10 protein-coding genes are annotated in these 12,101 nt (G+C 42.4%); all 10 read left to right on the forward strand.

Features of this window, described 5'->3' with window-relative positions; all coding sequences use genetic code 11:
• Positions 1–12 precede the first annotated feature (12 nt).
• The 10 genes from BRLA_RS04235 to BRLA_RS04280 all read left to right on the forward strand — a co-directional run bounded on the left by BRLA_RS04235 (position 13) and on the right by BRLA_RS04280 (position 12,099).
• Entirely contained in the window at positions 13–768 is a 756-nt protein-coding gene (locus tag BRLA_RS04235; protein WP_003335293.1) for a DeoR/GlpR family DNA-binding transcription regulator, read from the forward strand.
• Complete coding sequence (gene pfkB / locus BRLA_RS04240; protein ID WP_003335292.1) at positions 765–1,676, forward strand: 1-phosphofructokinase; 912 nt, start codon at positions 765–767, stop codon at positions 1,674–1,676. The genes BRLA_RS04235 and pfkB overlap by 4 nt, the downstream gene beginning before the upstream one ends.
• A 17-nt stretch (positions 1,677–1,693) precedes the next feature.
• Positions 1,694–3,574, forward strand: a complete 1,881-nt coding sequence (locus BRLA_RS04245; RefSeq protein WP_003335291.1) for a PTS fructose transporter subunit IIABC — start codon at positions 1,694–1,696, stop codon at positions 3,572–3,574.
• 31 nt (positions 3,575–3,605) lie between these two features.
• Entirely contained in the window at positions 3,606–3,866 is a 261-nt protein-coding gene (locus BRLA_RS04250) for an HPr family phosphocarrier protein (RefSeq protein ID WP_003335290.1), read from the forward strand.
• Between the two features lie 17 nt (positions 3,867–3,883).
• The gene (gene ptsP / locus BRLA_RS04255) at positions 3,884–5,611 is read left to right on the forward strand and encodes a phosphoenolpyruvate--protein phosphotransferase (protein WP_003335289.1); all 1,728 of its coding nucleotides are present in this window, start codon (positions 3,884–3,886) and stop codon (positions 5,609–5,611) included.
• Between the two features lie 238 nt (positions 5,612–5,849).
• Complete coding sequence (locus BRLA_RS04260) at positions 5,850–7,649, forward strand: IucA/IucC family protein (RefSeq protein WP_003335288.1); 1,800 nt, start codon at positions 5,850–5,852, stop codon at positions 7,647–7,649.
• 40 nt (positions 7,650–7,689) lie between these two features.
• Complete coding sequence (locus BRLA_RS04265; protein WP_003335287.1) at positions 7,690–9,549, forward strand: IucA/IucC family protein; 1,860 nt, start codon at positions 7,690–7,692, stop codon at positions 9,547–9,549.
• Positions 9,543–10,793, forward strand: coding sequence for an AMP-binding protein (locus BRLA_RS04270; protein ID WP_003335286.1), 1,251 nt, complete (start codon positions 9,543–9,545; stop codon positions 10,791–10,793). The genes BRLA_RS04265 and BRLA_RS04270 overlap by 7 nt, the downstream gene beginning before the upstream one ends.
• Positions 10,783–11,070, forward strand: coding sequence for a petrobactin biosynthesis protein AsbD (gene asbD, locus BRLA_RS04275; RefSeq protein ID WP_003335285.1), 288 nt, complete (start codon positions 10,783–10,785; stop codon positions 11,068–11,070). The genes BRLA_RS04270 and asbD overlap by 11 nt, the downstream gene beginning before the upstream one ends.
• Positions 11,071–11,115: 45 nt before the next feature.
• Positions 11,116–12,099, forward strand: a complete 984-nt coding sequence (locus tag BRLA_RS04280) for a DUF6005 family protein (protein WP_003335284.1) — start codon at positions 11,116–11,118, stop codon at positions 12,097–12,099.
• Positions 12,100–12,101 lie beyond the last annotated feature (2 nt).

Below are 12,101 nucleotides of genomic sequence, written 5' to 3' on the forward strand. Positions count from 1 at the left end.
AGCGACAATAGAATGTTAACTCCAGAACGTCATCAGCTCATTTTGGCTTTACTCAAAGAAAAAGAAGTCGTTACTGTTCATGAACTGGTAAATACCACGAATGCATCTGAATCCACAATTCGTCGAGATTTAAGCGAATTAGAGGAAAAGCGTTATTTAAAGCGCGTTCATGGTGGAGCATCCATCTTACATCGCAAACTTGAAGAACCGACTGTGCTAGAAAAGGTAAAGAAAAGTGAACAAGAAAAAGTAGCGATTGCTGCTTATGCTGCTTCTCTCATCAAGGATAAGGATTCCATTTATGTAGATGCAGGTACGACAACAGAACAGATGATTCACCACATCACAGCTAAACAAATCGTAATTGTTACGAACGGTCTTAATATTGCCCTGACTGCCCGCCAATATGATTGCAAGATTATTCTAATCGGCGGAGAGCTAAAAGCAGGTACGATGGCCGTGATTGGGAGAGGGGCTGCCACTGGAATGGGGCAATATCGCTTTGATAAATGCTTCCTTGGTATGAATGCCTTTGATCTGACACATGGCTTTACTACTCCTGATCCAGAGGAGGCCTATATTAAGCAATTGGCGCTTTCTTATTCAGATGAGAAGTATGTGCTGTGTGATTCACAAAAGTATGGAGAGGTGACGTTTGCTAAAGTAGCGGATATCAGTGAAGCGATGATTATTACAGATGATCGCATAAATCCGACAGAAGCAGAGAAAGTAAGAAAACTAACAAGATGCAAAGTGGTGAAATTATGATTTATACGGTAAGTCTTAATCCTTCGATAGACTATCACATCTGGTTGCCAAGCTTGCAAGTAGGAAGAATTACCGGAGCAACAAAAGAAATCAAGATGGCTGGAGGCAAAGGAATTAATGTCTCCAAGGTATTAAAGAATGTAGGAAAAGAATCGGTGGCCCTCGGATTTATTGGTGGATTTACAGGTGAATTTATTGCTCAAGAGATGGAAGCGCTTGATATATCCACTTCGTTTATCAAAGTAGAGGGAGATTCACGAATTAACGTCAAGATGAAAGCGGAGACAGAAACAGATATCAGTGGTGTTTCCCCAGAGATTCCAGAAGCAGCGTTTGCGCAATTGATGGACCAAATCCAGAGTTTGCACAAAGATGATTATTTAGTGCTAGCAGGAAGCGTGCCTAAAAGCTTAAAAAGTGACACCTACGAAATAATGATGGACGTTCTTGCAAAGAAAGGTTTGCAAATTGCACTAGATGCTAGCGGAGATGCTTTAAAAAGCGGTATAACCAAAAAACCATTTTTTATTAAACCCAACCATCATGAGCTAGGCGAATTGTTTGGAGTAACCATCGCCACACCAATGGAAGCCTATCAGTATGCTAAGCGCATAATTGATCAGGGAGTTGAGAATGTCATTGTTTCATTGGCAGGTAAAGGAGCAGTCTTTGTAAACCAAGAAGGCGCTTACGTTGCCGAATTTCCTGAGAGTAAGCCAGTTAATTCGATTGGAGCAGGGGATTCGGTGGTTGCAGGCTTTTTATACGCTACATGCGAGCAGATGCAAGAGGCAGAAGCTTTTCAGTTTGCGATTGCTTGTGGTACTGCAACAGCTTTGTCCGAAGGTTTTTGTACACCAACGACTATCGCGAAATACTTGCCAACCATCCGAGTGGCAAAAATATAGAACCAGGGGGACAAGAAATGCGTATCTTAGACATGCTGCGAGCAGATACTATTGTTATGCAACTATCTGCAACCTCCAAGGCAGAGGTCATTCAAGAATTGATTGACCAATTGGATCAAGCAGATTGCCTGAACGATAAAGATGGAATGAGAGAAGCAATCTTAGCCCGTGAGGCCCATGCTTCAACAGGAATTGGTGAAGGAATTGCCATTCCGCATGCCAAAACTGAGGCGGTAAAAAAACCAAGTATTGCGTTTGGCTACTCCCATGAAGGAATAGATTACGATGCATTGGACGGACAAAAATCGCATTTATTTTTTATGATTGCAGCTACTGCCGATGCTAACCAGGCGCACTTAGAAACCTTGGCACATCTGTCTGAAATGCTCATGGACGAGTCCTTCCGAAATGAATTGACTCAGGCTACGAGCAAGGAAGAATTATTAAAAATGATTGCGAGAAAAGAAAAGGAAAGTCATAATGTAGAGGAGCCCTCTGTTTTACCAGGTGAAACAGGACGAGTAAAAGTTGTCGCTGTGACAGCTTGTCCAACAGGAATCGCTCATACTTATATGGCAGCCGATGCCTTGAAAAAGAAGGCAGAAGAAATGGGCATAGCCATCCGGGTAGAGACAAATGGTTCCGGTGGTGCAAAGAATAAATTGACATCAGAAGAGATTGAACAGGCAGATGCGGTAATCGTTGCTGCTGACAAACAGGTCGAAATGGACAGGTTTAAGGGCAAGGTAGTGATTGAGGTGCCGGTAGCTGATGGAATTCGTAAGGCAGAGGACTTGATTACACGAGCAGTAAATCAAGATGGCCCCGTCTACCAAGGTAGCACGTCAACGTCATCCGCAGATTCCTCTGAAGATAAGTCAGGCAGATCAGGTTTTTACAAGCATTTAATGAGCGGTGTATCCAACATGCTGCCATTGGTGGTTGGTGGAGGTATCATCATCGCTATTAGCTTTATGTTTGGGATAAATGCAGCCAATCCGGATGACCCCACTTTTAACCCGATTGCCAAGCTGTTGAGTGACATCGGTGGTGGTTCCGCTTTCAAACTGATGATTCCTGTCTTAGCGGGTTATATTGCCATGAGTATTGCTGATCGACCAGGTTTAGCCCCTGGTTTAGTTGGTGGATGGCTAGCCGCGGAAACAGGCTCTGGATTTTTAGGTGGATTAATTGCAGGTTTCCTTGCCGGCTATTTGGTGGTAGGATTGAAAAAAGCGTTTTCTGGTTTACCACAGTCTCTTGAAGGTATTAAACCAACTCTGTTGTACCCGTTGTTTGGTATCTTGCTTACAGGTCTAGTGATGCTTGGTGTTATTTCACAACCCGTCGCAGCGCTTAATAACTGGTTAACTGATTGGTTAAGTAATATGGGACAAGGGAATGCTGTCATTCTTGGTATTGTAATTGGTGCTATGATGGCTGTTGATATGGGCGGTCCTGTGAATAAAGCGGCGTTTACATTCGGTATTGCTATGATTGCAGCAGGAAACTATGGCCCGCACGCAGCAATTATGGCGGCCGGCATGACACCCCCGCTAGGAATTGCATTGGCAACGACTTTGTTTAAAAAGAAATTTACTGCACAGGAAAGAGAAGCAGGTAAAACCGCATATATTTTAGGAGCTTCCTTCATCACGGAGGGTGCAATTCCGTTTGCAGCAGCAGACCCAACACGCATAATTCCAGCAACAGTTCTGGGCTCCGCTGTAGCAGGTGGCTTGTCGATGTTCTTTGGATGTACACTACCAGCTCCTCATGGGGGAATGTTTGTTCTTCCAGTTGTAGGTAATGTTGGGATGTATATTGTGTCAATTTTGGTAGGGACATTGATTACTGCCTTGATGATCAATATACTAAAAAAAGAAGTTCATGAATAACTAATTTAACGAGAAAAAGGAGAAATATTCCATGTTAACAAAAACTTGCGTAATTCAAAACCCTGCTGGCTTGCATGCTCGTCCGGCTACAATGTTCGTACAAAAAGCAACTTCTTTCTCTTGCGATGTAAATTTAATTAAAGGCACTAAAAAAATTAACGGCAAAAGCATCATGGGTGTTATGACACTTGCAGCGAAAAAAGGCGATGAAATCGTACTTGAAGTAAGTGGCGATAACGAAGCTCAAGCTCTAGAGGAATTGGGCGCGATCCTAGAAAGTGCAAAAGAATAGTTAGGAGATGATCCGTCTTGCTTTGTAAAGGTATTGCAGCAGCCCAAGGGATCGCTCTTGGTCGAGCTTTGGTAAAGGTAGAAGAAACCCTCTCTTATACACGTAAAACGCTTGCAGCGGATCAAGTGCCTGCTGAAGTGGCGCGTTTGAAAGAGGCTTTGAATAAAACCAACACCCAATTAGAAGCGATTAAGCAAAAAGCGCTTCGCGACATTGGGGAAGCAGAAGCAAAAATCTTCGAGGCTCACCAACTGTTCCTGGAAGATCCAGAATTCGTTGGAGCAATGGAAGGTAACATCGAGAATGATAAAGTGAACGCTGAAGCAGCTTTAGAAGATGTTCGCGACATGTTTGTTGGCATGTTTGAGAGCATGGACAACGAATATATGCGCGAGCGTGCGGCAGACCTACGTGATGTAAGTCAACGAATTCTAAAGAACTTGCTAGGTGTGGAAGACACTTTGGTTGGTGACTCCAAAGAACCAGTAATTTTGGTTGTTCATGACCTGACACCATCCGATACCGCACAACTTGATAAGAGCAAAGTGAAAGCGTTTGTAACCAATATTGGTGGTCGGACTTCTCACTCTGCGATTATGGCACGCACGATGGAAATCCCTGCGATTACCGGTCTTAACGATATCACTGAGAAAGTTAAAACAGGCGATATGTTGATTGTTGACGGTGAGACAGGTGACGTATACGTAAACCCTGAACAAGAGCTCATTGCTACGTACCAGAAAAAATTAGAAGAGTACGAAGCACAAAAAGCTGCTTGGGCACAATTAATTAATGAGCCATCTGTATCTAAAGACGGTCATCATGTTGAATTAGTTGCGAACATCGGAAATCCTCATGACGCTGAAGTAGCTGATAAAGCGGGCGCTGAAGGTATTGGTTTGTTCCGTACAGAATTCTTGTACATGGGCCGTGATAACTTCCCGACTGAGGAAGAACAATTTGAATCATATAAAGCCGTAGCGCTTACGATGGACAACAACCGTCCTGTAGTTATTCGTACGTTGGATATCGGTGGAGATAAAGAGCTTCCATACTTGCAATTGCCACATGAAATGAATCCGTTCCTAGGCTACCGTGCGATCCGCATTTGCTTAGATCAAGTGGACTTGTTTAAAACGCAATTGCGTGCCCTTTTACGAGCAAGCGCATTTGGTAACATTAAAATTATGTATCCAATGATCGCTACGTTAAAAGAGCTGCGTCAAGCAAACGCAATTTTAGAAGAAGTGAAAGCAGAGCTTCGCGATAAAGGTATTGCCTTTAACGAGGAGATAGAAGTGGGAATGATGATTGAAATTCCTGCAGCGGCTGTCATTGCTGATCAATTGGCAAAAGAAGCTGACTTCTTCAGTATTGGTACAAATGATTTAATTCAATACACTATGGCATGCGACCGTATGAACCAACAAATTTCTTATCTGTATGATCCGTTTAACCCTGCGGTATTACGTTTGATTAAAAACGTGATTGATGCGGCTCATAAAGAAGGCAAGTGGGCTGGTATGTGCGGAGAGATGGCAGGGGAAGAATATGCATTGCCAATCCTTCTTGGCTTTGGACTTGATGAATTTAGCATGAGCGCACCTACTGTATTGCGTGCACGTCATATGCTAAAACAACTAAGCTATGCAGAACTTCAAGCAGTAGCTGAGCATGTACTTAGCCTAGAAAGCGGCGAAGAAATTCGTAACTATATCAAGGTTAATGTATTGGACAAGTTATAAGATAAACATGAAGCAGGCTGTTGAGATAACTCTCAATGGCCTGTTTTTTTTATATCAAATTAGGATATTTTAACTTTTGTAGAGATTTTACAGAAAAAATGCAAAATCTGCCTTTTTTCTCTTGTATTGATAATGATAATCGTTTACATTTATAGGTGAGCACTATCAATTTTTATTAAAAAATCTAAATATCTACTTTTTTGGTAAAAAAAGCGTAGCAAGCAAAAGGAGTTGCAATATGAAGCATGTTAAAGATATTGCCGAACACGCAGCTATGCAAAGCTTTCTGAACTGCTATCTCCGGGAAACAGGAAACGGTAGATGGGTGACGACAAATGGAGAGAAATATCTTCATGTGCCGTTGGTGTCTCAGAAAATGGATTTATACGTCAAGGCCAGCTATCAATCTCCGACAGGAAGGCATCAATTTGACTATCCAGCCTTTTATCAAAGTAGAGAAGAGGCTCCAGCAGTTGAAGCTGATTATGTCACGATGACCGTATTATTGGTTAAGGAATTGTCGTTACAGCATGGAACGAAGGCAGTACCAGACGAACTGGTATTGCGAGTTATTCAAAGCTGCCAAAATATGGAGAGATACTTAGCGGCTCGCTATGACGACAGAGAAGAGCTATATGGCTTTGAAATGGATTTCATTACGGCTGAGCAAGCTTTACTCTTTGGACACCTTTTCCATCCTACACCAAAGAGTCGGCAAGGCATTCCTGATACAAAGCAGGCTGTTTTTTCGCCAGAACAAAAAGGAGCTTTTCCTCTACATTATTTTGCAGCCCATCACTCCTTAGTCTTAGAAGGATCAGGACTTAAGCAGTCTGCTACTGAGATTATCAAAGCAGAGCTGGGGCAGGAAGTGCTAGAGCAAGATGGGATTAGGCAATATGCAAAAAATGAAGATTACTCACTTATCCCTCTGCATCCTCTACAGGCAGAATGGATGCTGGATCAGCACTCTGTTCAAAAGTACATCAAGTGTGGGCTGTTGCATAATCTAGGTCTTCTAGGTGAATGTTATCAAGCTACTTCTTCATTGCGAACGGTTTACCATTCGGATAAGAGCTTTATGATAAAGCTTTCTATCCCTGTTAAGGTGACTAATTCCTTACGTGTTAACAAACGAGCAGAGCTAGAAAGCGGTGTGGAAGCAAAAAAGGTACTGGATATGTTTGAAGAGGAGATGAGCAAACAATTTCCGGGGTTTGCTTTTATACACGATCCAGCTTATATCACACTAAAGCTGGACGAGCAGGACGAATCAGGATTTGAGGTTATCCTTCGTCATAATCCCTTCCAGGGTAGTGCGGCTGAAAATGCTACCGTGCTCGCTGCTCTCATTCAAGACCCATTACCGGGACAAAAGAGTAGACTGGGTGTTATTATTTTACAGCTTGCGAAACAGGAGGGACGGACGCCTTCAGAGGTAAGTCTTGAGTGGTTCCGCCGTTATCTTGAGATTTCACTCAAGCCAATGGTATGGCTTTATCTGAAGTGGGGAATTGGCTTAGAAGCTCATCAGCAGAATAGTATCGTCAAGCTTCAAGACGGGTACCCTAGTCAATTTTACTACAGGGATAATCAAGGATATTATTACTGTCAATCAATGAAGGAATTGTTATCACGAAATTTTCCCAATCTTGGTGAAATGAGCAAGAATGTAACCGAGGACAGCTTAGTGGACGAGCGATTGCGTTATTATTTAATTTTTAATCATATGTTTGGGCTTATTAACGGCTTTGGATCTGCGGGATTAATAGATGAACAGCAGTTATTAGACGAGATGCGTAGTGTGTTACAAGAATTTTTGCCGTTAAATCGAGAACCATCTCAATTTTTACATAGCCTGCTGACTTCTGAAAAGCTTGCTTGCAAGGCGAATCTACTTACTCGTTTTCATGATGTAGATGAACTAGAAAGTGAAGAGAGCAATTCTGCTATTTTTGTTAAGATCGATAATCCGCTTGCAAAAGCAAGGGAGCGTCAGATAGAGCTTGAAGCTGTAAACCAACTGGCACTACGTTAACCAAATGAAAAATGACTTGTTGATAATGGAGGCTTTGGTCATGCAAGTAACTGACTGCGATGTGAACATTGGACAAGCCATTCGCTCCGAACAATACATAAAGGTGCGAAGAAGAGTGTTTCGTCAATGCATTGAATCTATGATCTATGAAGGAATTTTAACTCCTGAAACACAGCTAGAAGAGACATTTACACCTATCACTATCTCAGGATGGGATGAACACGACCAACCAGTAGCTTACCGATTCTGGGCGCGACGGACTTTTACATTTGGAATGATTCGGCTTTTACCATCTAAACCGCTGATGCGTGTTGTGGGTAAGACAGAGCAGGAGGCAGAGTCAATTACGCGTTTTTTAATGGAAATATTCCGTAAAAGAGACGTGAATGAGCAAAAGCTAGCCTCGTTTGCTCAGGAGTTGGAGCAAACCCTACTGAAAGACACATTAGCTCAGTACAGTCGATCAGAACGAAAAGTGTGGTTAAGAGGAAAAGGCTACGACGAGCTGGAAGGGGACCTGATGGACGGTCACCCCTATCATCCTAGCTACAAATCCCGCCTAGGATTCGATTACCTTGACCATTATGCATATGGACCAGAGTTTAAACAGGAAGTGCAGCTATTATGGCTAGGCATACATAAACAGTATGCCCATGTAAAAATAGATGAGGATATGGAGACTCAGCAGTTTTTTTTAGATGAATTAGGAGCAGAGAAGAGAGAAGCTTTTCATTCGGTTTTCGTTCAACAAGGATGCGACCCTGAGGATTATGATATGGTACCAGTGCATCCATGGCAGTGGCGCAAACATATCGTTCCTGCTTTCCAGGCTGATTTGCATGCCAAAAGAATTGTGGAGCTGGGGTTCTCCAACGATCGCTATCGGCCTCAGCAATCAATTCGAACCTTTACCAACAGCAGCAATCCAATTAAACCTTATGTGAAGCTGGCGATAAATGTAATCAATACGTCCGCAGCTCGTCACTTAACCCCTCATTCACTTGCTAGTGCACCGCTCATTTCTCGTTGGTTAAAGGGAATGCGAGATTCTGATCCATTTTTAAAAGACGAGATGAAGCTAGTTATGCTTGGGGAATTTGCGACTGTTTGCTATGATCCACCCCCTCCAGCCGATTTGGTTGAAATGGTGACGTTTGGTGTGATCGGTTGCATGTGGAGAGAAAGTTTACATCAATACTTGGAACCTGATGAAGAAGCTGTGCCCTTTAATGCTTTATCTGCCAAAGAGTTAGATGGAGTCCCGTTTATTGATCCGTGGATTCGAGAGCATGGTATAGAGAATTGGCTGAGGCAATTGGTTGAAAAAAGTGTGCTTCCAGTTGTTCATTTGCTAATCAAGCATGGAATTGCACTGGAATCTCACGCTCAAAACATGATACTGATCCATCGAAACGGGGTTCCAGTTCGAGTTGCATTAAAGGATTTTCATGAGGACTTGATTTACTGCAAGCCATATCTAAACGACCCGGAAGCATGTCCTGATTTTGCCAAGGTACATGAATTTTATGCAACGGTTGAACCTAATGTCATGTTTCACATGGACGATCCCTCGCTTGTACGAGACTTGACGTTAGAAACGCTATTCTTAATTAATTTAGGTCAATTGGCGCTTTTGTTGGCTGAACATTATGATTTTACTGAAAGTAGATTCTGGATGCTTCTAGCTCAAATGATTGAGCAGTACCAAAATCGTTTTCCTGAGCTCAAGGAACGATTTGAGCTTTTTGAATTATTTGTCCCAAGCATCCTGGCTGAGCAATTAACCAAGCGACGTCTGTATCCTGATAATGTGACGCATGTACATCAGGTGCCTAATGCCCTGTATCAAGCTAGACAAAGCTTACGATCTACTCCTGTAGGAGGTGATAAGCCATGTTAATCATCAATGACAATGAAATCGGTTTAAATCAATTTGATTCTCGGTTGCTAAGCTATTCAGGAATGCCTCATTTTCAAAAACCAGAGGGAAAACGATACGCTTTATGCTTGTCCGATGCTTTAGACATTATTAGTCTTGTCCTTTATTTACGTGATCATGGTGGTTCTGTCCTGCTCATTCATGGAGAAACGCCAGAGAAGACAGCTTATCAAATGGCAGTGGATGGCCAGTGCTGCGGGCTTATCTACCATGTTCCCGAAAACTTTGTGTTGGTTCCGCAAGAAGGGGCGATAGAGCAGGAACCTTCTGTTTATCAATACAGCTCAGGAACGACTGGTCAACCAAAGCTGGTAAGGCGTAGCTGGCAGGAAATCAGAGTAGAAATGTCGGCATATAATCAGGTGTTTGGTGCATACGAGGAATTAATCCCGATTGTAATGGCGCCAGTTACCCATTCCTATGGCTTAATTTGCGGGGTATTGGCTACTTTGGAACGAGGAAGTAAGCCATTGGTGGTTACTCATAAGAATCCCAAATTTGCTTGGGAGGTTATTAAAAGGACGCCAAAGCACATCGTTTACGGAGTGCCGTTGTTATTCCACGTCTTATCTAGCTTTACCAATGAAGCCGTTCGCTTTCATCGAATCATGGTCTCTGGAGCTCCAATGCCGGAGCAATTGTTTACAAGGCTACAGGGCATGACTGATACGATGATGCAACAGTATGGCTGCTCAGAGTCCGGGTGTATAAGTATCAGTGAACAGATGACCTCTCATGTTGATCTGGGGAAGCCCCTTTCACATGTAACGCTTACAGCAGGAATGGAATTGGAGAATCCAGCGGAGATTACGGCTACGCTCCATCATAAGACGATCTATACACAGGATTTGGGGTATTGGCAAGCAGGGCATATTCAATTTGTTGCCCGAATGGATGATGTAATTAATGTATCAGGATTAAAAGTGTTTCCTATGGAAGTAGAGGAAACGATTTTGAAGCTCAGTGGTGTTAAAGAGGCTGTTGTTTATAGAGGCCAGCATCCTGTAATGGGTGAGGTAGTCAAGGCGATGGTTGTGGCTGATGAGAGTATCACTCCTTCTAGCATTCGAGAATGGTGCTTACCGAGGTTGCCAGCTTACAAGGTTCCTTTTGAAATTAGATGTGTACAAAGGATTCCGAAAACACCGAATGGTAAAGTAAGTCGTCGCTTGTTAGAAATGGAGGAAGCTGTTCATGAAGCGTGAGGAAAGAATGGAACAAGTGAAGGAAATCGTTACGAAGAAGCTAAAATTGAAGCATGTCGTCAGCCTAGATGAATCCATGCGATTACAGGAGGATTTATTCATAGATTCAATCATGCTTCTTCAATTGATTGTTTATATTGAGGAAGAGATGAAGTTGATGGTTCCAGCAAAAGAATTGGACCCGCGTACTTTTCTTACTGTAGGATCGTTGCTTGATTTTATTGAGCAGCTACAGCCAGTTGATTCTAATGCGTTATCACCTACTACTGCGAAATAGATTTTTAACGATTTTGTACCAATACGTACAGCTCAGGGGGATTTCATGGTTAAGGTTCATTGCTTAATTAGTTGCTTTTGTGAAGTGATCAAACGTTATACCCATGTGGATTACCGCCCTTATTATTTTGGGGTTTGGGATGCTGATTTTGTTAAAAAGGAAGACGGAGTTCTAACCTACTACACAGACAATCATGAACCAATTATAAATGGATTTGAACACCTTTTTCGTGCTAACGTACAGGAATGGTACGATTCTGATAAAGATAAAGAAAGTAATTTGCAAACCTTTTTGGAGCTTCTTGATTCGCGTAACGAGCATCAGTTTGTGCTTGTACAGATAGATATGTCGCTTATTCCTGAACGCGATAATAAATTCGCCTTAAAACCGTTCCCTCATTTTCTGATGATCGCTAAGACAGAGAAGGAGGACGAATGGTTTATGTTTGACCCAGATTTTCGCTGGGAAGGAAATGTTAAAAAGGCAACAGTTATAGAAGCATTCCTGCAAAATCCATTCGGAGGCGGCTATTTATTTGATGCTAGGGATATCGTAGCACCCTCATATGAAAAAACGGAGCAATATTTTCATGCCACCTTTCAACGAAATCATAATGAATTTACAAGTAGTCTGAAAGAACTGGTCACGGATATGGCAGAAGAGAGAAATGGATATACCCTCGATATGCTATTACCGGCTGTGAAACAGGTGAAAGTGATTGCGATTCGAAAATATAGTTACGAGTATGCATTTATGTTTTTTAAAGATTATCTCCAATATTCCCGTGATGAATTTTTACGATTAGCATACCAGATTGAAGATGTTGTCCAAGCATTCACTACGGCGCAATATCTAGCGGTAAAAATGTCTATGACGAAAAATCTAGCACTTTTACCTCCGATCATTGAGGCGCTAGAGGAAGCTGATGCGATTGAACTGCAAATTAAAGAAGAGCTGGAGAGACAGTTTGTACAATGGACATTGATGGATAGGGCAGCAGTGACTCTTAATGAAGAGGAATGGAGGTAGGG

The sequence above is a fragment of the Brevibacillus laterosporus LMG 15441 genome, assembly GCF_000219535.2.
GTDB lineage: Bacteria > Bacillota > Bacilli > Brevibacillales > Brevibacillaceae > Brevibacillus_B > Brevibacillus_B halotolerans.

Coding starts and splice junctions, on each gene's coding strand:
- BRLA_RS04280 (WP_003335284.1), top strand. CDS start 11,116: ATGGTTAAGGTTCATTGCTTAATTAGTTGCTTTTGTGAAGTGATCAAA.
- asbD (WP_003335285.1), top strand. CDS start 10,783: ATGAAGCGTGAGGAAAGAATGGAACAAGTGAAGGAAATCGTTACGAAG.
- BRLA_RS04235 (WP_003335293.1), top strand. CDS start 13: ATGTTAACTCCAGAACGTCATCAGCTCATTTTGGCTTTACTCAAAGAA.
- pfkB (WP_003335292.1), top strand. CDS start 765: ATGATTTATACGGTAAGTCTTAATCCTTCGATAGACTATCACATCTGG.
- BRLA_RS04270 (WP_003335286.1), top strand. CDS start 9,543: ATGTTAATCATCAATGACAATGAAATCGGTTTAAATCAATTTGATTCT.
- BRLA_RS04260 (WP_003335288.1), top strand. CDS start 5,850: ATGAAGCATGTTAAAGATATTGCCGAACACGCAGCTATGCAAAGCTTT.
- BRLA_RS04265 (WP_003335287.1), top strand. CDS start 7,690: ATGCAAGTAACTGACTGCGATGTGAACATTGGACAAGCCATTCGCTCC.
- BRLA_RS04250 (WP_003335290.1), top strand. CDS start 3,606: ATGTTAACAAAAACTTGCGTAATTCAAAACCCTGCTGGCTTGCATGCT.
- BRLA_RS04245 (WP_003335291.1), top strand. CDS start 1,694: ATGCGTATCTTAGACATGCTGCGAGCAGATACTATTGTTATGCAACTA.